General features: G+C 56.0%; 22 protein-coding genes. 19 read left to right on the top strand and 3 right to left on the bottom strand.

Annotated elements, in window-relative coordinates:
* Positions 1–318 precede the first annotated feature (318 nt).
* The 6 genes from ACXAFI_RS14690 (at position 319) to ACXAFI_RS14665 (ending at position 7,754) form a co-directional block, all read left to right on the top strand.
* The gene (locus tag ACXAFI_RS14690; protein WP_475109407.1) at positions 319–1,488 is read left to right on the top strand and encodes a 1-acyl-sn-glycerol-3-phosphate acyltransferase; all 1,170 of its coding nucleotides are present in this window, start codon (positions 319–321) and stop codon (positions 1,486–1,488) included.
* A 102-nt stretch (positions 1,489–1,590) separates the two neighbouring features.
* The gene (dinG, locus tag ACXAFI_RS14685) at positions 1,591–3,729 is read left to right on the top strand and encodes an ATP-dependent DNA helicase DinG (protein WP_475109406.1); all 2,139 of its coding nucleotides are present in this window, start codon (positions 1,591–1,593) and stop codon (positions 3,727–3,729) included.
* Between the two features lie 103 nt (positions 3,730–3,832).
* Positions 3,833–4,156 carry a YqcC family protein gene (locus tag ACXAFI_RS14680; RefSeq protein ID WP_444921240.1) on the top strand — a complete coding sequence of 108 codons (324 nt, stop codon included), beginning with the start codon at positions 3,833–3,835 and terminating at the stop codon, positions 4,154–4,156.
* A gap of 297 nt (positions 4,157–4,453) precedes the next feature.
* Positions 4,454–5,146 (top strand): ATP-dependent zinc protease family protein, encoded by a 693-nt coding sequence (locus tag ACXAFI_RS14675; RefSeq protein WP_475109405.1) that lies wholly within the window; start codon positions 4,454–4,456, stop codon positions 5,144–5,146.
* Positions 5,147–5,207: 61 nt separating this feature from the next.
* Positions 5,208–6,740 carry an inactive transglutaminase family protein gene (locus tag ACXAFI_RS14670; RefSeq protein ID WP_444921242.1) on the top strand — a complete coding sequence of 511 codons (1,533 nt, stop codon included), beginning with the start codon at positions 5,208–5,210 and terminating at the stop codon, positions 6,738–6,740.
* A 9-nt stretch (positions 6,741–6,749) separates the two neighbouring features.
* Complete coding sequence (locus ACXAFI_RS14665; protein WP_475109404.1) at positions 6,750–7,754, top strand: alpha-L-glutamate ligase-like protein; 1,005 nt, start codon at positions 6,750–6,752, stop codon at positions 7,752–7,754.
* A gap of 54 nt (positions 7,755–7,808) precedes the next feature.
* Here ACXAFI_RS14665 and ACXAFI_RS14660 read toward each other — a convergent pair whose 3' ends face one another.
* Together ACXAFI_RS14660 and ACXAFI_RS14655 are read right to left on the bottom strand one after the other, a co-directional pair.
* Positions 7,809–8,969 carry an acyl-CoA desaturase gene (locus ACXAFI_RS14660; protein ID WP_475109403.1) on the bottom strand — a complete coding sequence of 387 codons (1,161 nt, stop codon included), beginning with the start codon at positions 8,967–8,969 and terminating at the stop codon, positions 7,809–7,811.
* Between the two features lie 265 nt (positions 8,970–9,234).
* Positions 9,235–10,437 carry an acyl-CoA desaturase gene (locus ACXAFI_RS14655; RefSeq protein WP_475109402.1) on the bottom strand — a complete coding sequence of 401 codons (1,203 nt, stop codon included), beginning with the start codon at positions 10,435–10,437 and terminating at the stop codon, positions 9,235–9,237.
* Positions 10,438–11,025: 588 nt separating this feature from the next.
* Between ACXAFI_RS14655 and ACXAFI_RS14650 the strand changes: the two genes are divergently transcribed.
* Complete coding sequence (locus ACXAFI_RS14650; RefSeq protein WP_475109401.1) at positions 11,026–13,029, top strand: hybrid sensor histidine kinase/response regulator; 2,004 nt, start codon at positions 11,026–11,028, stop codon at positions 13,027–13,029.
* Between the two features lie 55 nt (positions 13,030–13,084).
* Here the strand turns inward: ACXAFI_RS14650 and ACXAFI_RS14645 are convergent, their stop codons facing one another.
* Entirely contained in the window at positions 13,085–13,888 is an 804-nt protein-coding gene (locus ACXAFI_RS14645; RefSeq protein ID WP_475109400.1) for an inositol monophosphatase family protein, read from the bottom strand.
* 135 nt (positions 13,889–14,023) lie between these two features.
* Here ACXAFI_RS14645 and trmJ point away from each other — a divergent pair, with 135 nt between their 5' ends.
* The 12 genes from trmJ to ACXAFI_RS14585 all read left to right on the top strand — a co-directional run bounded on the left by trmJ (position 14,024) and on the right by ACXAFI_RS14585 (position 24,758).
* Positions 14,024–14,815 (top strand): tRNA (cytosine(32)/uridine(32)-2'-O)-methyltransferase TrmJ, encoded by a 792-nt coding sequence (gene trmJ, locus ACXAFI_RS14640; RefSeq protein ID WP_475109399.1) that lies wholly within the window; start codon positions 14,024–14,026, stop codon positions 14,813–14,815.
* 109 nt (positions 14,816–14,924) lie between these two features.
* Positions 14,925–15,401 carry a Fe-S cluster assembly transcriptional regulator IscR gene (gene iscR / locus ACXAFI_RS14635; RefSeq protein WP_152451911.1) on the top strand — a complete coding sequence of 159 codons (477 nt, stop codon included), beginning with the start codon at positions 14,925–14,927 and terminating at the stop codon, positions 15,399–15,401.
* Between the two features lie 64 nt (positions 15,402–15,465).
* The gene (locus tag ACXAFI_RS14630; RefSeq protein WP_475109830.1) at positions 15,466–16,680 is read left to right on the top strand and encodes an IscS subfamily cysteine desulfurase; all 1,215 of its coding nucleotides are present in this window, start codon (positions 15,466–15,468) and stop codon (positions 16,678–16,680) included.
* 27 nt (positions 16,681–16,707) lie between these two features.
* Positions 16,708–17,130, top strand: a complete 423-nt coding sequence (gene iscU / locus ACXAFI_RS14625) for a Fe-S cluster assembly scaffold IscU (protein ID WP_252084807.1) — start codon at positions 16,708–16,710, stop codon at positions 17,128–17,130.
* A 51-nt stretch (positions 17,131–17,181) separates the two neighbouring features.
* Complete coding sequence (iscA, locus tag ACXAFI_RS14620) at positions 17,182–17,493, top strand: iron-sulfur cluster assembly protein IscA (protein WP_444921249.1); 312 nt, start codon at positions 17,182–17,184, stop codon at positions 17,491–17,493.
* A gap of 121 nt (positions 17,494–17,614) precedes the next feature.
* A complete protein-coding gene (hscB, locus tag ACXAFI_RS14615; protein ID WP_152451917.1) occupies positions 17,615–18,142 on the top strand; it encodes a Fe-S protein assembly co-chaperone HscB in 528 nt (175 codons plus the stop codon).
* Between the two features lie 81 nt (positions 18,143–18,223).
* Entirely contained in the window at positions 18,224–20,095 is a 1,872-nt protein-coding gene (gene hscA / locus ACXAFI_RS14610; RefSeq protein WP_475109398.1) for a Fe-S protein assembly chaperone HscA, read from the top strand.
* Between the two features lie 77 nt (positions 20,096–20,172).
* The gene (fdx, locus tag ACXAFI_RS14605) at positions 20,173–20,511 is read left to right on the top strand and encodes an ISC system 2Fe-2S type ferredoxin (RefSeq protein WP_152451921.1); all 339 of its coding nucleotides are present in this window, start codon (positions 20,173–20,175) and stop codon (positions 20,509–20,511) included.
* Between the two features lie 28 nt (positions 20,512–20,539).
* Positions 20,540–20,734 carry a Fe-S cluster assembly protein IscX gene (gene iscX / locus ACXAFI_RS14600; protein ID WP_444921251.1) on the top strand — a complete coding sequence of 65 codons (195 nt, stop codon included), beginning with the start codon at positions 20,540–20,542 and terminating at the stop codon, positions 20,732–20,734.
* Positions 20,735–20,933: 199 nt separating this feature from the next.
* Complete coding sequence (gene ndk, locus ACXAFI_RS14595; protein ID WP_152451925.1) at positions 20,934–21,362, top strand: nucleoside-diphosphate kinase; 429 nt, start codon at positions 20,934–20,936, stop codon at positions 21,360–21,362.
* 63 nt (positions 21,363–21,425) lie between these two features.
* Positions 21,426–22,544 carry a dual-specificity RNA methyltransferase RlmN gene (gene rlmN, locus ACXAFI_RS14590; protein WP_475109397.1) on the top strand — a complete coding sequence of 373 codons (1,119 nt, stop codon included), beginning with the start codon at positions 21,426–21,428 and terminating at the stop codon, positions 22,542–22,544.
* A 285-nt stretch (positions 22,545–22,829) separates the two neighbouring features.
* Positions 22,830–24,758, top strand: a complete 1,929-nt coding sequence (locus tag ACXAFI_RS14585) for a cytochrome-c peroxidase (RefSeq protein ID WP_475109396.1) — start codon at positions 22,830–22,832, stop codon at positions 24,756–24,758.
* The last annotated feature ends 127 nt before the right edge of the window (positions 24,759–24,885 follow it).

Here is a 24,885-nt window from a genome sequence, read left to right as displayed (position 1 = left end):
TGCTTGGCTGCGTGGCTTGTGCCGTATTCGTTATCGTTGTTTTTGCCGTCGGCGGCGGTTGACCTTCCTATTCTCCCGGCTTGGGGCGGTGAAGTCTACTTTGAATGGCGAATAGGGCAGGAGGATCTTTTGGCTGACTGAGCGGACTAAACATACTTTCATCACTTCGGTCAGCCATCTGGTCAGGTGAGGTGCTAGCAGTTCGGCGAGGCTTCCGGTATGTTCTGCGCCGATTTCTTATCCCGGTCGCTTTGTGGCCGCAAAAATACAATGAGCCCGGATCGCCTCTGGTTAGTAAGTCCGGCAGGTAGTGATGTCATGAGAGCAAGTGAGTTAGACCCCGCTCAATTTGAGGATATGCGCCCCTATCGCGATGATGAAGTGCGCGCTGTATTGGATCGGCTGATTGCCGACCCGGAAATGTCCCACGCCGTAGCGCATTTCCTGATTCCCAAGCTGGCGCGCCTGGAGGGCCCCCTGGCCTGGTTGGTGCGTCAGTTCCTGCGTTTTGAGTTCCGCAAGGTGCACGATGTGCGCGGTGTACAGGCGGTTGTGGAAAAGTACATCGACAAGGTGGTCAATCGCACCACCGCGGGGCTGACGATTTCCGGGCTGGATACCCTACCGAGGGACCGCGCCTGCTTGTTTGTGAGTAATCACCGCGATATCGCTATGGACCCGGCTTTCGCCATTGTGTCCATGTATAAAGAGGGGCACGAAACCTCCCGTATCGCCATCGGCGACAACCTGCTGAGCAAGCAGTTTGCCAGCGATATTATGAAGCTCAACAAATGCTTTACGGTCAAACGCAGCTCCGGCAGTCGTCGCGAAAAGCTACAGGCTGCCATGGAGTTGTCCAACTATATCTATCACTCCATTGTGAATGACAATGAGCACGTTTGGATCGCGCAGCGCTCCGGGCGTGCGAAGGACGGCATGGACCGCACCAACCCGGCTCTTGCGGCCATGTTCGCCATGACCAAGGATCGGGATATGTCTTTTGCCGACTTCTGGCGCAAGCTGCACATAGTGCCGCTGTCCATCTCTTATGAGTGGGACCCCTGCGATGCCCAGAAGGCCAAGGAGCTCTACATCACAGAGCACAAGGAAGAGTACAAGAAAGCCAAAAACGAGGATCTGGCCTCCATCGGTAAAGGTGTGATTGGTTTCAAAGGGCGGGTGCATACCGCATTTGGTACACCTATTGAAGCCGACTTCAATGATGTCAACAGCCTTGCCGAGGAGATCGATCGGCAGATCGTTGGTAATTACACTCTGCATCCCACCAATCTGATCGCCTACGAGATGATCTACGGTGAAGTGTCCGGGTTGCCGGTGGGCTACCCTCATAAGCCCTGGGACGCCAGCGAACATCGGGAAACCCGCGAGAAGTTTGAGGCGCGCATGGCCAAGATCGATGAGCGCTGGCGGGACAAGGCCATCCAGGCTTACGCCAATCCGGTGGTTTCCCGCCTGGCGTTTGAATGATCACTGCTGGGGGTGCTTTGTCCTAGCGGTGCTGGTGGCGAGCGGGCGCTTAGTGGATAATAGCGCCCCCTGCGCCACCCACTAGCGAATAGATTCTCCCCTGTGCTCAACGACAAACACAAAAGCGCCATCCAGGCTGCCTACAGCCAGTTCTTGTCCAACCGTGGTCTCAAGGCCCGCTACGGGCAAAAACTGATGGTGGCGGCCATTGCCCGCACTCTAGGTTCGATTGCACAGAATGCCAGTGGTGAGCGCGACAGCGATAAAACCGATGGCGAGCATATTTGTGTAGTAGAAGCCGGCACGGGCACTGGCAAAACGGTTTCCTATTTGCTCGCCGCTATTCCCCTGGCCCAGGCCCAGGACAAAACCCTGGTGATCTCCACCGCTACCGTGGCCCTGCAGGAGCAGATTATCCACAAAGACCTACCCGAGGTGGTGCGCCACAGTGGTCTCAACTTTGAGTTCGCTTTGGCCAAAGGGCGTGGCCGCTACCTGTGTCTGTCCAAATTGGATCAGCTGCTTTCCAGTTTCTCCTCCAGCGGTACCGGCCTTTCCCTGGGGCTGTATGAAGACGAGCTGCCCCAGGTGGGGGAAGACAGTGTTGCCCTTTATCAGAAAATGACTGACAGCCTGGCCTCTGGCCGCTGGGATGGAGACCGCGACAACTGGCCGGAGACGATTGAGGTTGATGACTGGAGCCGGGTAACGACAGATCACCGCCAGTGCAGTGGTCGTCGCTGTCCCCATGTAACCAATTGCAGTTTTTTCCGGGCGCGGGAGAGTCTGGGTAAGACCCAGGTGATCGTTGCCAACCACGACCTTCTTTTGGCGGATCTGGCCCTGGGCGGCGGTGCCATATTGCCGCCGCCAGAAGAAACGATTTATGTGCTCGACGAGGCCCACCACCTGCCGGACAAAGCCCTCAACCACTTCTCCCACCACAGCCGCGTCGGTGCCTCTACCGGTTGGCTCGACCAGGCCAATAAGGCCCTGGGGCAGATGCTCGGTGAGATTGGCGATGGCGCCGAGCTGGATCGCTGTGGTGAACAGCTGCCGGCGGTGCTCACCTCCGCCAAGCAGGGCTTGGAGCAGATGTGGCCTCTCATCGAAGAACTGTGCGAATTCGAGGATGAGCGCGGCAATACCACTCGCCACCGCTTCGAGGGCGGCGTGGTGCCGGATTCCATGATGCAGTTAGCGGAAAAGCTGCGCGAGGATTTCGACGAGCTGGAAAGCCTGTTTGGCAAAATGCTGCAAACTGCTCAGCGCATGCTTGAGGACGCCCACTCTCCGGTGCCTGTTGTTGACTTGGAGCGCTGGTATCCACAACTCGGCAGCTGGTATGGGCGTGCCGAGGCCAATTTGATGCTCTGGGCTAACTATGCCCGCGCCGACGCGGATGGCGCTCTGCCACAGGCGCGCTGGGTCACCCTGGTAGATTGGGGTGGTTCGACAGATTTCGAAGTGTGTTGCTCGCCAATCCTGGCGAGCAAGACCCTGGAGTACAGCTTATGGCGGCGCTGTTATGGTGCAGTGCTTACCTCTGCGACCCTCACCGCTCTGGGCAAATTTGATCGCCTGCGCATGCGTGCCGGCACCCCGGAAAATGCCAGCTACCAGGTAGTACCCAGTCCCTTCGATTTTTCCCGCGCCACCTTGCAGGTGCCCGCCTGCGCGGTGGATGCGGGCAATGCGGACCAGCATACTGATGCGGTGATCGATGCCTTGCCGGAGCTGCTCAAGGATTCCGGCGGCTCGCTGGTGCTGTTTTCCTCACGTCGGCAAATGGAGACCGTCTACGAGGCGTTGCCGGGTACCTGGCGCAATCGAATCCTGATGCAGGGGCAGCAATCCCGTCAGCAGTTACTCGACTCTCACCGTGAAATCGTCGATGGTGGTGGAAGCAGTGTGCTGTTTGGTCTCGCCAGCTTCGCCGAGGGACTCGATCTCCCCGGGGATTACTGCAAACATGTGGTAATTGCCAAGTTGCCCTTTGCGGTGCCCGATGACCCTATTGAGGCGGCCCTGGCGGAATGGATTGAGGCCAAGGGCGGCAATCCGTTTATGCAGATCACGGTACCGGATGCGGCCCTGAAATTGGTGCAGGCCTGCGGTCGCCTGCTGCGAGCGGAAGGGGATAGCGGCACTGTGACATTATTGGATCGCCGGGTGGTGAGCCGTCGATACGGCCAGGCCATTCTTAATTCACTGCCGCCGTTTAACCGTCGTATCGAATAACCTCTTACTGAAGTGGGCCCCATTTTCGACTCTCGGCCTGGCGTGCCTGCCAGGGGGGCTGGAATCACACACCGTCGCTAAGGCGGTCCCAGGTATTGGATTTATGCAAGCTATTTACTTTGAAGTCGCCGATCAACTGTTGCAGCTCGAGGCGGAGTTGCGTCGCATGGCCCTGTGGCAGGAGGATGCCCCAACGGCGGAAGCCCTGGCCAGTACTGAACCTTTCTGTGTCGACACCCTGACTCTGCCCCAATGGCTGCAGTTCATTTTTCTGCCGCGTATGCGCCAGCTGATTGAGGGTGAGATGCCGCTACCGCAACAGTGCGGTATAGCGCCGATTGCCGAGGAGTTTTTTAAAGACCGCGGTGGTGCCGAGACCCTGGTCATTATCCTTAAGGGCATCGACGAGCGTTTACAGCGCGGTTGAGTACCTCTGTCCGGCGCCTACCCGCAGGGCGCCGTGGCTTCTTTTCGTCTATCTTCAAATACCTCCCAACCGGTAACGATTCACGCTTAGCAACCGAATTCTCAAGATCTGGCGCGTGTCACATTGTCGCACTTGCATCGCTCGACGGTAGGAACATCCCTGTTCACCGGGCTCTTTCATAGGCTAATATCGACTTTTTGTTTGCGTGGGGAGGAATTTCTGCGCTTGCAACCGTGAACGCTGCGCAGACGGCGTGGTCGGATTTGAATGCTAATGGGGCAAGAGGTAATTGTTAGGATGCAGAAATTTTCCCTTCTGTGGTTATTGGTGGTGGTCCAGTTACTAGTGGGCTGCAAGTCGCTGATGTATCCCGAACAGAACCAGCAGGGGGCTGAGCCCACTGCTGCGCAACCGGGACAACCTCAGGGAGAAATGCTGCAGTGCCCAGAGCCTGTAGAGGTGATTTGTGCAGAGCCTGAGGTCAGGGTTGTTGAGAAGGTCGTCGAACGAACTGTTGAAAAAGTAGTCGAAGTGCCCGTCGCCAAAGACAAACTGGTTCTTGGAGCAGTAGAGGAAATCTCCATCGAACCCTCAGGGCTGGTTATTGAGTCTGTTGTGGATACCGGCGCACCGACAACCACCTTGCGCGCGCAGACTTTGACACGCTTCGAGCGCGATGGTGAAGACTGGATCAGAATCGAATTGGCACTGCCGGAAGTAGATGGTAAAGCCAAAACCTCTTCCATAGAGCTGCCTATTCAGCGCCATATCCGCGCGAACCGTGTCGGCTTTCCGAGCCAGCGTCGCCCGGTGGTGGAAATGAACCTGACCGTGGGTGAGGTTACCCACATGGTCGAGGTCAGCCTGACCGATGAGGGCGGCAACGATATTATGATGGTGCTGGGGCGCAACTTCCTTAAGGATGCTGCGGTTGTCGATGTGAGCCGGCGCAATATCCAGGGACAACCTCGGGTGTTCGGGAATAAATAGACCGCTTATTGCATATACAGTTAGGTTCCCTTTGGAACCATAGATTTACGGGGAAGGGCGAATGTCGCCGCGCGTTCAAGTTTATGTTATTGCGGCACTGCTCGCATTGATCGGAGCGGGTCTCACCGCTTACAAACATTTTGAATTGGGTTTTCCACTGTTGCCGGGTGAATACCGCACCGTGTGGACTATCGAAGCCAAGGTGGGCTTCGTTGCCGAAGGCGGTCCGGTCAAAGCGGCGTTAACCCTGCCCCGTGAGCAGCGGAATATGGAAATCCTAGGGGAGACTTTCAGTTCCTCCGGTTTTGGCTTTTTCATCGCCCGGGAAAATGATGAGTATCGGGCGGTGTGGACGCGTCGCTCCGCCGAGGGCTCCCAGTCCCTGTTCTACCGCCTCGATGTCTACCAGACGCCCGGTGCGGCGTTGGAGCAGCCTCTGAACCTCAGCACTGAGGTGAAGAAACCCTTCCTCGGTGCCCGTGAGCAGGAAGCCGTGCGCCTGGCCATCGATTCCTTGGTGAAGCAGGCCCGCGAACGCTCCTCCGATGTGGAGTCCTTTACTACCCAGTTGCTATTTGAGTTGAATGACGATGGGAACCAGGATCGTAACTTAGTTTTCCGCCACTACGCCGACAAATCCCTGGTGGATGTGGCTCTGCTGATGCTCGCCACCGCCGATATTCCCGCCCACCGCATCCGCGGTCTCTATTTAGAGGACGACCGCCGCCGCCTCGATCCAGAGGACCTGCTTGAGGTGTATGACGGCCAGCGCTGGATTGTGTTTGAACCCACTAGCGGCCTGCCAGGCATTCCCGACAATTTCTTTATCTGGCAGCGCGGCGGCAAGAGCCTGCTCGATCTGGAGGGCGGCCGCAATTCGCAGGTGACCTTCTCGGTGATTTCCAACGACGTGCCCGCACGGGATGTTTCTATGCGCAGCACGCAGGGTGAGAAAGAGGCGCTGGTGGATTTCTCCATCTACAGCTTGCCTATCGAGCAGCAGAGCATCTTTAAATTGATCCTGCTGGTGCCGGTGGGTGCTCTGGTGGTGGTACTGTTGCGTATCTTTGTTGGGCTGCGCACCTCCGGTACTTTTATGCCGGTATTGTTGGCGATTGCTTTCATTGAAACTCAGCTGTTTACCGGTCTGGCAATTTTCGTTTTGATCTTGGTGCTCGGTCTGTGGGTGCGCTTCTATCTGAGTCGGCTTAATTTGCTCCTTGTGTCGAGGATCGCCGCCGTGGTGGTCACGGTGGTGTTGATTATGGGAGTGATCAGTGTGGTCAGTTATAAGCTCGGTATCGAGCAGGCGCTGACGGTGACCTTCTTCCCGATGATTATTCTGGCCTGGACCATTGAGCGCATGTCCATCGTGTGGGAAGAAGATGGTCCCTACGAGGTGGTGGTACAAGCCGGAGGCAGCCTGTTGGTAGCAGTGTTGGCCTGGTGGGTGATGACTAACCGCTATGTGGAGCACTGGACCTTTAATTTCCCAGAACTGCTGCTGGTACTGCTGGCCTTTATCCTGGTTGTGGGTAACTACACTGGCTATCGCCTTAGCGAGCTGATGCGTTTCCGGCCGTTAGTCAAGTAGGGGATAGCGATGCTGCAGTTCTCATTCAAGCACATCATTAACAAGGTCCGCGGCGGTATCGTTTCGCCGCTGGCCTTGAACAGGATGGGCATTCTCGGCATGAATGCGCGCAACATTAACTACATTGCGCGCTACAACGACCGGGAAAAATTCCCCATTGTCGATGACAAACTCAATACCAAACGTGCGGCCAAGCGCGCGGGAATTCCGGTGCCGGAGTTGATCGCGGCTTTTGAAACCCCGGCCAGCCGCAAGCGTGTGATGGAAGTGATTGATCCCCTGTGGAAGTTTGTGATTAAGCCTGCGCGTGGCTCTGGGGGAAAAGGCATCCTGGTTATTGCCGGGCGCGAAGGGGATAAGTACAAGAAGATTTCCGGCTCTCAAATTGAAGCCCTGGATATCTTGCGCCATGTCAACAATATCCACAGTGGTCTCTACAGTCTCGGCGGTAAGCCCGACCGGGTGATGGTGGAAGCGCTGGTGGATTTCGATCCCATCTTCCAGGATTATTCTTTTGAGGGGGTGCCGGATATTCGTGTGATCGTATTCCGCGGTTACCCGGTAATGGCGATGTTGCGCTGCTCCACTCATAGCTCCGATGGCAAGGCCAATTTGCACCAGGGGGCTGTGGGGGTGGGTATTGACCTGGCTACGGGCAAAAGCTGCCACGCGGTTCAGCGAGGCTTGCGTATCCAGCACCACCCGGATACGCAGATGTCTTTCGGTGAGTTGAAGGTCCCCGGTTGGTACGATCTAGTGCGCTTAGCGGCAAGCTGCTACGAAATGACCGGCCTTGGTTATCTCGGTTGCGATATCGTTCTGGATCGCGAGCGCGGTCCGCTGCTGCTCGAAGCCAATGCTCGTCCAGGTCTCGCCATTCAGGTGGCTAACGGCGTCGGTTTGCGCCAGCGCCTGCGTTTTATCGAGGGGCTGGACGAGGAAATGCACGAGAAAAAAGTCGACGAGCGAGTGGCATTTTCCATGCGTGAATTCGCCGCGGAAAAAACCCTTTAATCTATTCGGCTGCGCACATTCGCTACCAGTTTTATTCTTTTCGCAAGCGGTGTGTCAGGAGGATGTAGCTGAATCCGACTGGCACTGCTTTATCAGCCTGCTCAGGCGCAGGCTTTGCATTTTCAGGCTGAATTCCAGTTCTTTAATCTTGCTTTGAATAGCCAGTGAGCGCCACTTTTCTGCGATTCGATCCCCGCGGCAGTGGGCGCGCTGTAACTGCAGGTTTTTCCAGTTTTCCAGTGCCCTGGCAAACTGTATGGCCTCGTTCTCCAATAGCTTTAACCAGTCCTCCCTGTGCGCGCTACCCCCGAGCTTCTCCTTCGCCTGGCTGAACTGCACTGCCAGCTTGGCTTTTTGTATCTGCACCGCAGGGGGAGTTTTCAGATCGTGGGTAATGCCAACCCAGCTCAGCAGCTTGATTAGCCACTTGGTCGGGTCGTATTGATACCAGTGGATGCCATTGCGGTAGTCGGTCTGAAAGGCGTGGTGATAGTTGTGGTACCCCTCGCCAAATACAAACAGGTTGAGAAAGAGATTATCCCTTGCACTGATATCGTTTTTATAAGGGCGCTTGCCCCACATGTGGGCGAGGGAGTTCACCAGAAAAGTTGTGTGATGGTTAACTACGATACGCAGTATTCCCGCGAGCAAAAGCATACCTATCAGGTCTCCGGTGAGGAGCCCCAGTACGATGGGAATGCCCAGATTCATGGAGAGGGTGATGGGGATATAGTGATTGTGTTGCCACATCACGATCTTGTCCCGCTTCAGGTCCTCGACATTTTTGCAATCGAGATGACTACTCGGGTACTCGTGCATCATCCAGTCGATATGGGAAAACCAAAAGCCGCGCATCGCCGAGTAGGGGTCGCGATCATTGTCGTCAATATGTCGGTGGTGTAAGCGGTGGGCGGCACACCAGGTCAGGGTAGAGTTTTGCAGAGCGGCAGCGCTGAATAAGGCAAAGAACAGGCGTAGCGACCAGTGCGCTTTGTAGCTCCTGTGAGACCAGAGCCGGTGATTACCCGCTGTCACTGAAAGACTGCACAAGGCGGCTAATAGAGCGAAGGCGAGCCACTGGTACCAGTGATATCCAACCATCAGCCCGTAGATGGGCACGGCGGTCAGGGCCAGGAAACCTGTACTGGCAAACAGCACTGTGGGAACCCAAAAGCATTTGCGTTTGGTTGTGGATGTCGACGAAGCGTTATTCATATTTCGAGCCTGTCTATGAAACGGTCTCGGGGAAGCCCCTTATTTGGGTGGCGTAGTTTTTCTATTAAGGCACTTATCGGTGTATTCCTGGGAAGAGTTCCCAGTTACAAACATAACGGTACTCACATAACGGTACTCAGAGAATATAGATAATTATTGGGAGGAGGTGCAGAGGGTTCTTGGTGGCCGGCAATCAAGCCTTTCCCCCTTGTGGCGCCTCGCCAATCTGGTGGAGTTACGGCAGCTAACTGAGCCAGATCCCGACCTAGTCAGCCGTTGCGGGGCTCAGGGGGAGCTGGCGCATCATGAGTCGCAGGCGTTCGCTCTGCATTTTTAGCCGGAATTTCAGCTCGCGAATTTGTGTTTGAGTAGTCGCCAGCTTCCATCTTCCCGAGGCGTTATCTGGGTCTATGGCGCGACGCTGGGTCATTAATGCTTGCCAGCGTTCGAATATTTCATAGAAATCCTGGCGCTCCCGCTGTAATAGTTCGCGCCAGTATTGCTGATCCTGTGGCGCTAGTTTGTCCAGCTGCTGTTCGACCCGTTCAATTTTCACCCCCTGAGTTGCTCTATAAATCTGTAGCTTTGTGGCAGCTCTCAGCTGCCAGGTGATGCCGAGCCAGCTGAGGCTCTTTATCAGCCATTTAGTGGGATCGTAGGCAAACCAACCAACGCCATTGCGATAGTCCGCGGGAAAGGCATGATGGTAATTGTGATAGCCCTCGCCAAAAGCAAAGATATTGATAATAGGGTTGTCCCGAGCCGAAATATCGCCCTTAAATTTTCTTTTACCCCAGCGGTGCCCGAAAGAGTTGAGGGCAAAAGCCGCATGGTGATTGACCACCATACGCAACACGCCCGCCAGTAAAAACATAGCGATAATATCGCCGGTAATCAGACCGAGGATCAGGCAGATCGCAAAGTTCATACCGATGGCGATCGGCAGATAGTGACGGTGCTGCCACATCACAATTTTGTCTTGCTGAAGGTCTTTGACATTGTCATAGGTTTTCCTGCCTGATGGATATTCGTGCATCATCCAATCCAGGTGTGAAAACCAGAGACCCCGCTTAGAGGAGTGGGGGTCCAGGTCATTACTGTCGGTATAGCGGTGGTGCAGGCGGTGTGCCGAACACCAGTTCAAAGTGGTGTTTTGTAGGGTTGCAGCGCTGAAAAGGGCAAACCATAAGCGAAGCATCCAGTGGGCTTTGTAAGTTCTGTGGGTCCACAAGCGGTGGTTACCGGCAGAGATAGATATACCGCACAGCCCGGTAATGATTAGGAAGGCGAGCCATTGCTGCCAGGAGTAACCATATTCGAGCCCATACAGAGGCACGGCAGTCAACGCGAGGAAGCCCGTGCTGGCGAAGAGAAGTGTAGGGGCCCAATAGCGTTTTCTTTTCACCGTATTGCTTGCCGAAACTGTACCCATCCGCTCTACCCCGGAGATCAGCAGCACATTTAGCATTGGCTGTTACAAAGCCCTCCGCCCTGAGGGGGAGATTTGGCGCTGAATAACATCCCAGTGAAAATTGTGGCACAAATTTATTGGTTGGCCTGAGTAGCGCAAGTCCGCGAGCCTCTTTTGAAAGGCGAGTTCTGGTTAGAAAAGCGAGTTCTGGCACATGACGCCTCTTTTTGGTGCGATAAATAGGGTTGTTGGCACTTGTTGGGTCAACTTGCCGGGGGGGATCCATGGGTAGAGAGGTCAGTTCTTACTAAATCTGGTCAAAAAACTTGGCACACCGATTGCAATATTAGAAATGTACGGGACGCATGACCCGTACTTCGGGGAGTTTGCATGGGGTTATGGCAAACCGTTTCCACTGAGAAACTTCCCGTTTTCTCTCATCATCGCTGATTACGGCCCCGCACTGCGGGGTCTTTTTTCTTCTCTCTGTCTTCCCATCACGCCCACGTCTGAAAAAAATTTTATTTTTGTGACTCTGTATGGAATTCTGATTGGCACTAATGCCTGGTAAATAGACGCCCCATTCGCGCCTAGGTATAAAGGCCCCCTTTGTTTTGCCTGCAATGCCAACGAATCGAGTTAAGCGTGTCCGAACCTCAAAACCCCGTCCCGCCCCATCTCCCCTTCCTGCTGTCCACTCCAGAGGAGCTGCACTCCCTGGGTGCAATGGAGCTTGCCCATCAAACTGGTCGCCTGCAGGGGCTGATGATGGATGTGGATTCTGGATTGTGGGAGTGGCACCTGAAAAGCGGTGCCCAGCGCGCCCAGGGGGATATCTGGCACCTGTTCGCCGACAGTGCCGATCGGGCCCTTCAGGCCCTGTGGTCTGGTACCGAGTTGCACCCGGTTCACTCCGATGAGCGCCACCGTATTCTCTCACTGCGCCACCGAATCGCCAGTCAGGGGGGGTATTTCGATATCGCCTTCCGTGCCTATGACATCACCGGCCAGCTGCGCTGGCTGCGTTTTTGTGGGCGGGCGACCACCAGTGCTGACGGCAGCGAGGTGATCGCCATAGGCACTTGTGCCGACTATAGCGAGGCTCTGTCCCAGCGCTACCTGTCGAGCCTGCCCAGCGAGCGACCACTGCAGGCGCTTTCCGGGGTTGGGGACGGCTTGTGGGAGTGGGATTTGCGCGCCGATGAAATGGTCCTCGACGACGCCTGCTGGGGAATTCTCGGTTACGAGGTGAGCCCTATACGCAGTATCGGGCGCTCTGCCGCCGAGCAGTGGAAGGCGCGTATTCTCACAGAGGATATAGCCAGGGTGGAGCAATCCATGTTGGACCATGTGCGCGACCGCCTGCCCCTGGATGTGGAATTCCGCTTGTGGCGTTCCGATGGCAGTCTGGTGTGGGTGCGTTGCCGCGGCAAGGCGCAGCTCGACAGTCGCGGCCAGCCGGTACGAGTACTCGGGATTTTGCAGGATGTCAGTGCAAGCCGTGAGACCCAGGCGCGCCTGGAGCGGGAGTTGCACCAGCAGCGCGAGGAAAATGCGCACCGCGCTGATCTTTTATTCAGCCTGAGCCACGAGTTGCGCACCCCACTCAACGCCATATTGGGATACAGCCAAATGGTGGAGCTGGATCAGAGCCTGAACTCCGATCAGCGCCAGCGCCTTGGGGAGATCCGCCGCGCCGGTCAGCACTTATTACACTTGGTGGGCGATGTACTGGAGCTCGCCCGCATCGACAGCCGGCGGCTCGGCCCCTCAATGGAATCGGTGCGTCCGGTGGAATTAGTGGCCGAGTGTAAACGCCTGCTGGAGCCTCTGGCAGAGACCCGCCGGGTCAGCCTGGTTTACGAGCCCCTCGGCTGGGAGTCTGCCTATATCTGCGCGGACCCGGTGCGTTACAAACAGGTGGTGCTAAACCTCGCCGGCAACGCGGTGAAATATAATCGGGACAATGGCAGGGTCATTATTAACTTCACTCCCCAGGCGGAGGGATGGCTGCGCCTGAGTATTCTCGATACTGGCAAGGGAATTCCACCGGAGCGGCGCAGTGAGGTGTTCGAACCCTTCAATCGGTTGGGAGAAGAGAAGGGCCATATCGAAGGCACCGGTGTAGGTTTGGCAATCGCCAGGCGCCTCACCGAGGCTATGGGCGGGCGTATCGACTTTGACAGTCAGGAGGGGCAGGGCTCGGTTTTCTGGATTGAGTTTCCCATGATCGACGCGCCCGATGCCCTGATGAGTTTTTCCGCCCATCCACAGGAACCGCCGAAGCTGCCGGAAGGGCGACTGCTACTTGTGGATAACCGCCCGGCTGCGGCGGATCAGCTCAAGGAGATGCTGAAGGAGGCTCCCCAGATTCAATGCCTGGTTGCCACCGATGTAGTGGAGGCCATTTTTATCGCACGAACCCAACGTCCCGATGTATTGCTGTTTCACAGTGAGGTACCGGGTATGTCTGCCGCCGACCTATTGTCTATTTTGCAGGAGGATATCGCCACCAGGGCTATGCGCTTTATATTGGTAGGTGAAAAACCAAACGGGGAGAGCTACCCGGTTCTGCCGGCAGAGTTTGATTTTATGCAGTTATCCCGTGTGCTGGCGGAAACCCTTGGGCGCTCAGGAAGGTCGGTTTAATTCAAGAGCAGGGAAGAGCTGGCCCGACGACAGCCGGGCCAGTGAGAGGGTGGGATTAGCGCACTGAACCCAGGTGCTTGCCTACGATCTGCAGCAGTGGCTTGAAGACCTTGGGGGTGGCGCACACCAGGTGTCCGGAATCCAGGTAGTCCTCACCACCGCGGAAATCGCTGATCAGGCCACCGGCCTCTTTGACCAACAGGGAGCCTGCCGCGATATCCCAGGTATTCAGGTACATCTCCCAGAAGCCGTCAAAGCGTCCGGCCGCTACATAGGCCAGATCCAGTGCGGCGGCACCGGGGCGGCGGATGCCGGCAGTCTGCCCGGCGATCTCTTTCAAAGCGCCCAGGTAGGGGTCGATGTTTTCCAGAGCTGGGCCATTGAAGGGTAGGCCGGTGCCAATTAGAGCGCCGCGCAGGCCCTGGCGGGGGGAAACACGGATGCGACGGCCGTTCAGAGCCGCGCCGCGGCCACGGCTCGCGGTAAATTCTTCACGCTTAATGGGGTCGAGTACCACCGCGTGCTCAATGCGGCCGCGATAGCGACAGGCAATAGATACCGCAAACTGGGGTACGCCGTGGATAAAGTTGGTGGTGCCGTCGAGGGGATCGATAATCCACTCGTAGTCGGGCTCGGCGCCTTCGATCAGGCCGCTCTCTTCAGCGCGGATGCTGTGCTTGGGGTAGGCCTTGCGCAGGTGGTAAATAATTTCCTGTTCACTGGCCTTGTCCACTTCTGTGACGAAATCGTTGCGGGCTTTTTCCTCGAATTTCATCAGGTCGCCGCGCTCCCAGGCCCGTTCGATCAATTCTCCGGCCTTGCGCGCCGCGCGCAGGGCAATATTTAGCATGGGTTCCATAACTATTCCGCACTGAGTGGTTGAAGTGGTTAAAAAGCAGACCGCGGGTTAACCGCAGCGGACGCGATTGTATGGATTCCCGCTCCTTTTTGCTACACTCGCGCGCCCCCATGACACCGAATTATTACTTTCAGTATGGCCAAGTCCCCTTTAGACATGACTCCGCTCAATGCGCTCGACAATGTGCGCGTGGTTCTGGTTAACAGTGCCCACCCAGGAAATATTGGCGGCGCGGCGCGCGCCCTGAAGAATATGGGCCTGAGCCAGCTCTACCTGGTTGCACCGCGGGAATTCCCAGCGGCCAATGCCGTGTGGCGCGCTGCCGGTGCAGCGGAGCTATTGGATAGCGCCGTGGTGGTGGACACTCTGGAAGAAGCGGTGGCAGATTGCGGCTTAGTGGTGGCCACCAGCGCCCGCGAGCGGCGCATCCCCTGGCCCTTGCTGACGCCGCGCCAGTGCGGCGAGCGCGCAGTGGCCGAGGCCTCCAGCCACCCGGTGGCGCTGGTATTTGGCCGAGAAGATCGCGGCCTCACTAATGAAGAGCTACAGGCGTGCAATTACCATGTGCATATTCCCGCCAACCCGGAGTACAGTTCTCTAAATCTGGCGACCGCTGTGCAGGTGCTCTCTTATGAAGTGCGTATGGCGGCACTGGAAGCGGAAAAAGGCGAGCCTGTGAGCTATGCCGACTGGGATCGCCCACCGGCTAAAGCCAGCGATATGGAACTCTATTTCGATCACCTGCAGCAGGCGCTGGGCGAACTCGGCTTTATCGACCCGGACAATCCCCGCCAAACTATGACCCGTTTGCGCCGACTGTATAGCCGTGTGCGCCCGGATGATATGGAGTTGGGCATCCTGCGCGGCATGCTCACCGCCATCCAGAACTATATCCACCGCTCTGGCGGCAAGGGTCGCCCCGACTAGCGGGTTGAGTACCCGAGTACTTTGCTCGGTTATATACTTGACTAAGGTGCTGGGTTATTTCATACTCGCGCCCCGATCGGAAAAGGCTGTACATCAGTTGGGAGCTGGTATGCGTTTAACAACCAAAGGCCGCTACGCGGTAACCGCCATGCTGGATCTGGCGTTGCATGCAGAGCGTGGGCCGATCAGCTTGGCAGATATTTCCAAACGGCAGGGCATCTCCCTGTCCTACCTGGAACAGTTATTTTCCCGCCTGCGGCAGTCTGGGCTGGTGTCCAGTGTGCGCGGTCCCGGCGGCGGATACCGCCTGGCCCGGGATGGCGAAGAGATTTTTGTGGCTCAAATTATTGATGCGGTCAACGAATCGGTGGATGCCACCAGCTGTGGCGGCAACGCCGATTGCGCCAATGGCGAGCAGTGTCTGACCCATTACCTCTGGTCCGATTTAAGCGACCAGATTCACGGTTTCCTGAGCGGTATCAGCCTGGCCAATCTGGTGTCGCGCGCCGAGGTGCAGGAAGTGGCGCGCCGCCAGGATATGCGTGAAGCACCGGAACAGCGGGTCGCCGTACTCGGCGGTCTGTAAATATCGGCCACGGTTGTGGCCAAAGCGGAATATTTGAGAATTATTGAGCGGAAACGGTATGACTATGAAGCTTCCCATCTACCTGGATTATTCAGCTACCTGTCCGGTTGACCCGCGTGTCGCTGCAAAGATGGCAGAGCAGCTGACGATGGAAGGCAACTTCGGTAACCCGGCTTCCCGGTCCCACCTTTATGGCTGGAAGGCCGAGGAAGCGGTGGAAAATGCCCGCCGCCAGGTGGCCGAACTGATTAATGCCGACCCCCGCGAGATCGTCTGGACCAGTGGTGCCACCGAGTCTGACAACCTGGCGATCAAAGGTGCGGCGCACTTCTACCAGGGTCGCGGCAAGCACATCATCACCTCCAAGATCGAGCACAAAGCAGTGCTGGACACCTGTCGCCAGCTGGAGCGTGAAGGCTTCGAGGTCACCTACCTGAATCCCCGTGAAGACGGCATTGTTACCCCGCAACAGGTTGAGGACGCACTGCGTGAGGACACCATTTTGGTGAGCCTGATGCACGTGAACAACGAGATCGGTGTGATCAACGACATCGCCGCAATCGGCGAACTGTGTCGTTCGCGCAAAGTGATCTTCCATGTGGATGCAGCACAGAGCGCCGGCAAGCTGCCCATCGACCTGCAAGAGATGAAGGTCGATTTGATGTCCTTCTCCGCCCATAAGATTTACGGCCCCAAAGGCATTGGCGCCCTGTATGTTCGCCGCAAACCCCGCGTGCGACTGGAAGCACAGATGCACGGCGGTGGCCACGAGCGCGGTATGCGTTCTGGCACCCTGCCCACCCACCAGATTGTGGGTATGGGCGAAGCCTTCCGTATTGCCAAAGAAGAAATGGTGCAAGAAGGCGAGCGTCTGGTGTCCCTGCGCAACCGTTTCTGGGATCAGATCAAAGATATGGAAGAAGTCCATATCAACGGTTCCGCCGAACAGCGTGTTCCGGGCAACTTGAATGTCAGCTTTGCCTTTGTAGAGGGCGAGAGCCTGATTATGTCCCTGCGTGACCTGGCGATTTCCTCCGGTTCCGCCTGTACCTCTGCGAGCCTGGAGCCCAGCTACGTGCTGCGCGCCCTGGGCGTAAACGATGAGCTGGCACACAGCTCACTGCGTTTCAGCTTCGGCCGCTTCACCAGCGAGCAGGACGTGGATACCGCAGCGGCCGCCGTGCGCAAGGCGGTGGAGAAACTGCGTGAATTATCGCCGCTTTGGGATATGTACAAAGACGGTGTCGACCTGAACAAGATTGAATGGGCCGCTCACTAAGCGCGCGCATGAGTTAGGAGAAAAGTCATGGCCTATAGCGATAAAGTAATTGACCACTACGAACACCCCCGCAACGTCGGACGTATGGACGACAAGGCGGACAACGTGGGCACCGGCATGGTGGGCGCGCCCGCCTGTGGTGACGTGATGCGCCTGCAGATTCAGGTGAACGACGCGGGTGTGATTGAAGATGCCAAGTTCAAAACTTACGGCTGCGGTTCTGCCATCGCCTCCAGCTCGTTGCTTACCGAATGGGTAAAAGGCAAGACCATCGACGAGGCGGAGCAGATCAAAAATACTGCCATTGCCGAAGAGCTGGCCCTGCCGCCGGTGAAGATTCACTGTTCGGTGCTGGCGGAAGATGCGATCAAAGCCGCTGTGCGCAATATCCGTGAAAAGCGCGGTGAGTCTGCCGAAGCTGCTGACGCGCCGGAATCCGCCGCAGGTTAACCACCGGGCCCCGAGCCCAATAGTAGTGAAGGTATTGTTTTGGCTATTACCATGACCGAGGCCGCTCAGGCTCATATCAAGAGTCAGCTGGCCAAGCGCGGCACAGGTATCGGTATTCGTGTCGGTGTGAAGACCGCCGGGTGCTCAGGCCTTGCCTATGTACTGGAATTTGTCGATTCGGCAGAGGCCGAAGACGTGGTGTTCGAGCAGGATGATGTAAAGCTGATCGTGGACCCCAAGAGCCTGGTTTACCTGGACGGTACCCAGCTCGATTTCGTCAAGGAAGGGCTCAACGAGGGCTTTACCTTCACCAACCCCAACGTTAAGAATGAGTGTGGCTGCGGCGAGAGTTTTCACGTCTGAGTGGGCCCGCTACAGAGAGGCCGGGTGCACTGTGCATACCGGCCTTTTTATTGGCCCGGCAATCGCCGGGTGGGGCGCCGCCGCCCAGTTTTTAAGGCCCAGTGCCGGCAGGTGAACTGAGATGGCAACCAACCTGACCCATTTCGAAATATTCGGGCTAGAGCCCGCCTTTGAGCTCGATCGCAGCGCCCTGGCGGCGCGCTATCGGGAATTGCAGCGGGAATTCCACCCGGACAAATACGCCTCCAAATCCGAGCGCGAACAGCTGCTCGCTATCCAGATGGCCGCGCAGATCAATGAAGCCCACACTGTTCTTCGCGATCCGGTACAGCGCGCCGCCTACCTGCTCAAACTCGCTGGGGTGGAAGTGCCGCCGGAGCAGACCACTGCCGATACAGAATTCCTGATGCAGCAAATGCTGTTGCGCGAGCGTCTCGAAGAAGTGCGCGAACAGCCAAATCCCGCCGTCGCCCTGGAGGAACTCGCCGATGAGGTCGATGGCCTCTACCGGGGTGAACAGCGGCAATTTGCCGAGACCTATGCCGCAGGCAAGTTCAGCGAAGCCGAGGACTCCCTGCGCAAGCAGCAGTTTCTGGTGAAGCTGCAATCGCAGGTGGAAGAGCTGGAAGCCGATTTGTTCGGCGATTAAACAATCGCTATCAGAAAATAAACCGGGATCTGGCGCAGGCAGTGCCAGTGCGATAAATCCCGCTGACAGAAGAGATAAGTAATGGCATTACTGCAGATTTCTGAACCGGGACAGAGCCCCGACCCCCATCAGCGCAAGTATGCGGTGGGCATCGACCTGGGCACCACCAACTCGCTGGTGGCCACGGTGCGCAGCGGCTCGGCAGAAGCCATTGCTGCAGAGGATGGCAGTGTCATTCTGCCCTCGGCGGTGCATTACAGCCGTGAGGGTATCACTGTTGGCGCCGAGGCCCGCGCCCGCGCCGCTGCGGATCCCTACAACACCATGCTGTCGATCAAGCGTTTGATGGGCCGCGGTGTCGCCGATGTGAAAAGCCTGGGTGAGCAGCTGCCTTACCATTTTTCCGACAGTAATGGCGGCATGCCCACTATCGAAACCGCTGCCGGTCCGGTGAATCCGGTGCAGGTGTCTGCGGAAATTCTCAAAAAGCTGGCCCAGCGCGGCCGTGATGCGCTTTACGGCAAAGTGGGTGGGGAACTCGACGGTGCGGTGATCACCGTGCCGGCCTATTTTGACGACGCCCAGCGCCAGGCCACCAAAGATGCGGCCAGGCTGGCCGGCCTGAAGGTGCTGCGCCTACTCAACGAGCCCACTGCGGCGGCGGTGGCCTACGGCCTCGACCGGGGAGAAGAGGGCGTGATCGCCGTCTATGACCTGGGCGGTGGCACCTTTGATATCTCTATTCTGCGTCTGTCTCGCGGCGTTTTCGAAGTAATGGCCACCGGCGGTGACACCGCACTGGGTGGTGATGACTTTGACCGCATTATCGCTGCCTGGATCGCCGAGCAGGCGGGCCTCGGCACCGACCTGGATGCGTCCACCCAGCGGCGGTTATTGGATAGCGCCTGTGCAGCCAAGGAAGCCCTGGCCAATGTTGAACAGGCAGAGCTTCGCCATGGGGACTGGACCGGTGTGCTCGATCGGGAAACCATGGCTTCACTGTTGGATCCTCTAATCGACAAGACCCTGCGCGCCTGTAAACGCGCCCTGCGCGATGCGGATATCGGCGTGGATGAAGTACAGGAAGTCGTTCTGGTGGGCGGTTCCACTCGCACGCTGCGGGTGCGGGAACGGGTTGAAGACTATTTTGGCCGGGCGCCCCACGCGGAGATCGATCCGGATCAAGTGGTGGCAATTGGTGCGGCCCTGCAGGCGGATGTGCTGGTGGGCAACAAGTCCGATGACGACCTGCTGCTGCTGGATGTCATTCCCCTGTCTCTGGGACTCGAGACCATGGGTGGGCTTACCGAGAAGTTGATTGCGCGCAATACCACTATCCCGGTGTCTAAAGCTCAGGAGTTCACCACTTTTAAAGATGGCCAAACTGCTATGGCGATTCACGTGGTGCAGGGTGAGCGGGAGCTGGTCAGCGACTGCCGATCGCTAGCCCGCTTCGAATTGCGCGGCATTCCCGCAATGGTGGCGGGTGCTGCCCATATCCGCGTGACATTCCAAGTGGATGCGGATGGCCTGCTTTCTGTGACCGCCATGGAGAAGAGCAGTGGCGTCAGTGCGGATATCGTGGTGAAACCCTCCTACGGCCTGGAGGATAAGGATATTGCACGCATGCTGCAGGAATCCTACACCCATGCCGCCGAGGATATCGCCCTGCGCGCCCTGCGCGAGGCCCAGGTAGAGGCGGAAAGGACCTTGGAGAGCCTGCTGGTTGCCCTGCGTGAAAACGGTGCCCAGTTGCTGGAAGAGCATGAGTTGAGCGAGCTGGAGCACGCCATGGAAGCTCTGCGGCTGGCTCACAATGCCGGCGACGCAGAGGAGATCCGCCTGCGTATGGAGGCCCTGAACAAATTGTCCGAGCCTTTCGCTGCACGGCGTATGGACGCTTCGATTAAGCGCGCTATGCGCGGTCACAGCCTGGATGAATTTGATAAATAAGCGGTGGGCGCCCAGCCTGCACAACCTGCGGCCGGGGCTTGCCCCCGTCGGATTGAGACCATAGAGAGTCAGTACCCATGCCGAAGATAGTATTTTTACCCCATCCGGAAATGTGCCCCGAGGGTAAAGTGGTGGAAGCGGAGAGCGGCGTCAGTGTGATCGATGCGGCCCTGGCCAATGACATTGAGATAGAGCACGCTTGTGAAAAAGCCTGTGCCTGCACTACATGCCACGTCATTGTGCGCGAAGGCTTTTACTCCCTGGAAGAGCCCGACGAACTGGAAGAGGATCTGCTTGACAAGGCCTGGGGTCTGGAGCCTGAATCTCGCCTGTCTTGTCAGGCGATCGTTGAAGATGAAGACCTGGTTGTAGAAATTCCCAAGTACACCATCAACCAAGTGTCGGAAAAGCACTGAGCACAGCGGTATTGAGGAAGCTGAATCAATGAAGTGGACTGATATTCACGATATCGCTATCGAACTCTGTGATAGGCACGAAGATGTAGACCCGCTCACGGTCAATTTTGTCGATCTGCGCAATTGGGTAATGGCGTTGCCGGAATTTGACGATGACCCCAGCCGTTGTGGCGAGAAGATTCTGGAGGCTATTCAGGCCGCCTGGATTGAGGAGCGCGACTAGCCAGACCGGTTTTAAGGGGGGATTGGTATTGGAGTACAAAAGTCGATCAATACCCCGTATAATCCGCCGGCCGCGAAAAGCGGTGATTAAAAATTGAGTACCCCCGGTGGGTATGAAAGGAATATCACGGAAGAGCAACTGAGCAGGTTGCTCTTTCTGTATGTAAGTTCAGTTACGAAAAATCAATTTGGAGATAACCATGGCCCTGGAGCGTACCCTTTCTATCATTAAGCCGGACGCAGTAGCCAAGAATGTAATCGGTGAAATCGAGAGCCGTTTCGAGAAAGCTGGCCTGAGCATCGTTGCTATGAAGATGGCGCACCTGTCCCGCGAGAAAGCCGAAGGTTTCTACGCTGAGCACAAAGAGCGTCCTTTCTTCAAAGACCTGGTTGACTTCATGACTTCCGGTCCGGTTGTTGTACAGGTTCTGGAAGGCGAAAATGCTATCCTGGCTAACCGTGAGCTGATGGGCGCGACCAACCCGAAAGAAGCGGCTGCCGGCACCATCCGCGCCGACTTTGCTGAAAGCATCGACGCCAACGCCGTACACGGTTCCGACTCTGCAGAATCCGCTGCCCGCGAAGTAAGCTACTTCTTCGCTGACGACGAAATCTGCCCGCGCGCTTAATTCGCGCCCTGAATCGCACCGGCCCGTCCGGACCGGTGCAACTCTTCCCCCGAGGTGAACTGAATGACCACAGAGAAAACCAACCTGCTCGGCCTTTCTGTCGAAAAGCTGGCCGCCTTTTTTGAATCATTGGGCGAGAAGCGCTTCCGCGCGGTTCAGGTTTTAAAGTGGATTCACCAGAATGGGGTCGATGACTTCGCTGAGATGACTAATGTCAGCAAGGCCCTGCGCCTGAAGCTGGCGGAAGTGGCCGAAGTTCGCGCGCCAAAAGTGTTGGGGCAATGGGACTCCGCCGATGGCACGCGCAAATGGTTGATTGAAGTCGAAGGTGGCAATGCCATTGAGACCGTCTATATCCCCGATGGGGATCGTGGCACTCTGTGTGTTTCCTCCCAGGTGGGCTGCTCCCTGGATTGCAGCTTCTGCGCCACCGGCAAACAGGGTTTCAACCGCGATCTGACTGCGGCAGAAATCATCGGGCAGGTGTGGATTGCCTGTAAATCTTTTGGCCAGTTAGAGCCGAAAGGTCCACGCAAAGTCACCAACGTGGTGATGATGGGCATGGGTGAGCCGTTGCTCAACTTCGACAATGTGGTCGATGCCATGAACCTGATGATGGAAGACAATGCCTACGGTATCTCCAAGCGCCGTGTGACCCTGTCGACTTCGGGTGTGGTACCGGCACTGGACCGCCTCGCCGATGTCACTGATGTGAGTCTGGCAATTTCTCTGCACGCGCCCAATGATGAGTTGCGCAACGAATTGGTGCCGATCAACAAAAAATATCCCATCGCCGTCTTGTTGGATTCCGCCAAGCGCTATATCGAGCGTATGCCGGATACGCACCGCAAGATGACGATCGAATACACGCTAATGCGTGAGATCAATGACCGCCCCGAGCACGCCGAACAATTGGCAGAATTGCTGCGGGATATTCCGGTGAAGATCAACCTGATTCCCTTTAACCCATTCGAGCTGTCCGACTACCAGCGTGTTAGCAACAATGCTCTGCGCCGCTTCCAGCAGATTCTGCTCGACAAGGGTTACACCGTTACCGTGCGTACCACCCGCGGCGACGATATCGATGCGGCCTGTGGCCAATTGGCCGGCAGTGTGAATGACCGCACCCGCCGCTCCGAACGCTATCGCAACGCCGAACGCCCGGTGCGTATTGTCGGCTGATTGTTTTATACAGATTATTCTATTCAGCCCGGAAGTCTTGATTAGCTGATCGCTATTACATGTCCGGGCTGTCTTGGTAACTTCTATCATTTGCGTACTTTTCACTTGTGGCGTTGGTAGAAGAACCTATTTTCAACTTTTTAGTTTCCCTGAAAGTATTTGTGATCGCACCTTGCTTGCGCCTTGGTGAGGCACAATTTTTTCTTTTTGGTGTCAACCAAACTCCCTGATACGGCGTTAACAGTCCAGAATTTTAAAAATCGAAAGAAAGGACTGTTTTAATTTATGCAAGTTCAGATACTGGATACAAAAGTTTTTTCCAGGGAGCTTTTGCGGCTCTTTTTCCTCATGCTCTTTTTATCGTTGGCTGGATGTGATTCAGGGTCATCAGGAGGTGGCGACTATCCAGCTCCAGATGCCGTACAGAATGACCCTGACTCTGATTCTGGCACTGATTCAGAGTCTGATCCCGAGCCAGAACCAGAGCCAGAGCCAGAGGAGGGTAGTGCGCCCAAAGAATTGATTGGCCATGCCTATTCCGGAACCAGCATTGGCCTTGTTTGGGAGCGGGATAGTGAAACCTATTTTATCTATCGAAATGGCGAAAAAATTGCACAAACCAGCAACAGTTTTTTCGTCGATCACGATCTTTCGGTGGATACTGAATATGTTTATTCGGTCAATACAGCTGATACTGCCAGTGAAATAGCAGCATCCCGGGTTACGGTAAAAACGTTAGTCAACAATACGAATGCGGGGCTAAATAACGGCACAGAAGACGATGTCTTAAATGAGCGCATATCCACTTTTGCCGAGTGTAAAAACGCCGCCAGTGCACTCGATCTATTCGATGAGGACTTGGATAACTGCCTGGCAGCTATGCTTGAACTCAATCGTATGGCCTCCCTTGTTGAGGATATACGCGCTTTTGCCGCACGTGTTCGCAGCGAACAGGAACCAGCCATGGTGGAGCTGGGTATGCGGCTGTTTCACAATAAATCCTTAAGTGCTAACCAAGATGCCTCTTGCTCATCCTGCCATCATCCCGCGATAGGTTGTGGTGGCGACAACCTGTCGATGCCGGTTGGGGTTAATGCGGTAGATGTTGCACTGTTGGGTCCCGGGCGCTCTGATGGCGTTAACGAAGTGCCTTTGGTCCCCAGGAACGCTCAGCCGATATGTAATGCTTCTTTATGGTCTCGCGGTCTGTTCTGGGATAACCGGGTTTCAATGAGTCCCAATGGAGCTCTTCGCACGGACTCGAGAGATGTCACGGATAATACCGCCGATGCCGTGGGTTCTGGGTCTTTGGCATTACTGATGGCACAGGCACACTTCCCCGTTACAGCTCCGCCAGAAATGGGGGATATTATCGACTTTGGCTACGATGATACTGTTGATGAGAACTTTACCGCTTACCGCGAAGATATTTTGGCAGCTAACCTGGATATTGAAGCCTGGGAACCGCTCTTCATTTCTGCATTTGGTGATGGTGAGATTAATTTCAGTCGTATCGCCCAGGCCATTGCCGCTTATGAAACAGTACAGATATTTATCGACAATCCATTTTTTGCTTATGTCGAAGGCAATTTGCAAGCGCTTAGTGCTGAAGAAAAACGTGGCGCTATCACATTTATGTCAAGAGATGCTGGCTGTACTTTTTGTCATAAAGGGGCCTTCTTCACTTCCGAGGCACTGATGGCTGCCAACTATCCGCAGATCGGAATAGGTACTGACGAGAGTGGAAGCGGAGCGGATTTGGGCGGAGAGGGTTCCTTGGGTTTTGGAGCCTTCCGCGCTCCTACCTTGTTAAATGTGTCAATTACGGGCCCCTGGGGGCATAACGGGCAGTTTGCTAGCTTGAGAAGGAATGTTGAGCATTACAGGGATCAGGGAGCCTCAATTGCCAGCTACTTTGCCAATAATGAGATGTGTGATCTTGAGCAGTTTAAAGATTTACAGGATTGCCCCAGTAAAGTGGCCCCCAATGGCCTGGCCCTGTCCCAGGATATTCTTGCAGGAAACGATGGCGGTGGTGTTAATCGCCTGACCGATGATGAGATTGATCTTGTTGTTACATTCCTGGATACTCTTACCGACCCAAATGCGGCAAATAGCAGCTCGAATGAGATCCAGTTCCTGATCCCTCCCAGAGACGGTGGCCCAGACGGCAAACAATTGGATGCTAAAAACCGAAATGGGGATAATCTATAGTCTCCAGTTTGATCCCTAGCATAGCCCTATGAATGGCTAGAAATAATTAGAAATAAAATGATGGGCATAATAGGGGTTGCTGATTTTTGACTTCTTTGTGCCCTCCTCTGTGATAGCAGCAGGTTTT

The sequence above is a fragment of the Microbulbifer sp. ABH2_005 genome (genome assembly GCF_056160005.1).
The sequence above is the reverse complement of the archived record's forward strand: the minus strand, read 5'-3'. Positions and strand labels throughout refer to the sequence as shown.

What these genes read in the sequence shown, in the direction of transcription:
- hscB (WP_152451917.1), top strand. Translation starts at nt 17,615, where the DNA reads ATGGCAACCAACCTGACCCATTTCGAAATATTCGGGCTAGAGCCCGCC.
- iscU (WP_252084807.1), top strand. Translation starts at nt 16,708, where the DNA reads ATGGCCTATAGCGATAAAGTAATTGACCACTACGAACACCCCCGCAAC.
- ACXAFI_RS14585 (WP_475109396.1), top strand. Translation starts at nt 22,830, where the DNA reads ATGCAAGTTCAGATACTGGATACAAAAGTTTTTTCCAGGGAGCTTTTG.
- ACXAFI_RS14665 (WP_475109404.1), top strand. Translation starts at nt 6,750, where the DNA reads ATGCTGCAGTTCTCATTCAAGCACATCATTAACAAGGTCCGCGGCGGT.
- ndk (WP_152451925.1), top strand. Translation starts at nt 20,934, where the DNA reads ATGGCCCTGGAGCGTACCCTTTCTATCATTAAGCCGGACGCAGTAGCC.
- rlmN (WP_475109397.1), top strand. Translation starts at nt 21,426, where the DNA reads ATGACCACAGAGAAAACCAACCTGCTCGGCCTTTCTGTCGAAAAGCTG.
- ACXAFI_RS14660 (WP_475109403.1), bottom strand. Translation starts at nt 8,969, where the DNA reads ATGAATAACGCTTCGTCGACATCCACAACCAAACGCAAATGCTTTTGG.
- fdx (WP_152451921.1), top strand. Translation starts at nt 20,173, where the DNA reads ATGCCGAAGATAGTATTTTTACCCCATCCGGAAATGTGCCCCGAGGGT.
- ACXAFI_RS14690 (WP_475109407.1), top strand. Translation starts at nt 319, where the DNA reads ATGAGAGCAAGTGAGTTAGACCCCGCTCAATTTGAGGATATGCGCCCC.
- iscX (WP_444921251.1), top strand. Translation starts at nt 20,540, where the DNA reads ATGAAGTGGACTGATATTCACGATATCGCTATCGAACTCTGTGATAGG.
- ACXAFI_RS14675 (WP_475109405.1), top strand. Translation starts at nt 4,454, where the DNA reads ATGCAGAAATTTTCCCTTCTGTGGTTATTGGTGGTGGTCCAGTTACTA.
- ACXAFI_RS14630 (WP_475109830.1), top strand. Translation starts at nt 15,466, where the DNA reads ATGAAGCTTCCCATCTACCTGGATTATTCAGCTACCTGTCCGGTTGAC.
- hscA (WP_475109398.1), top strand. Translation starts at nt 18,224, where the DNA reads ATGGCATTACTGCAGATTTCTGAACCGGGACAGAGCCCCGACCCCCAT.
- ACXAFI_RS14655 (WP_475109402.1), bottom strand. Translation starts at nt 10,437, where the DNA reads ATGCTAAATGTGCTGCTGATCTCCGGGGTAGAGCGGATGGGTACAGTT.
- ACXAFI_RS14680 (WP_444921240.1), top strand. Translation starts at nt 3,833, where the DNA reads ATGCAAGCTATTTACTTTGAAGTCGCCGATCAACTGTTGCAGCTCGAG.
- trmJ (WP_475109399.1), top strand. Translation starts at nt 14,024, where the DNA reads ATGGCCAAGTCCCCTTTAGACATGACTCCGCTCAATGCGCTCGACAAT.
- ACXAFI_RS14670 (WP_444921242.1), top strand. Translation starts at nt 5,208, where the DNA reads ATGTCGCCGCGCGTTCAAGTTTATGTTATTGCGGCACTGCTCGCATTG.
- iscR (WP_152451911.1), top strand. Translation starts at nt 14,925, where the DNA reads ATGCGTTTAACAACCAAAGGCCGCTACGCGGTAACCGCCATGCTGGAT.
- iscA (WP_444921249.1), top strand. Translation starts at nt 17,182, where the DNA reads ATGACCGAGGCCGCTCAGGCTCATATCAAGAGTCAGCTGGCCAAGCGC.
- ACXAFI_RS14645 (WP_475109400.1), bottom strand. Translation starts at nt 13,888, where the DNA reads ATGGAACCCATGCTAAATATTGCCCTGCGCGCGGCGCGCAAGGCCGGA.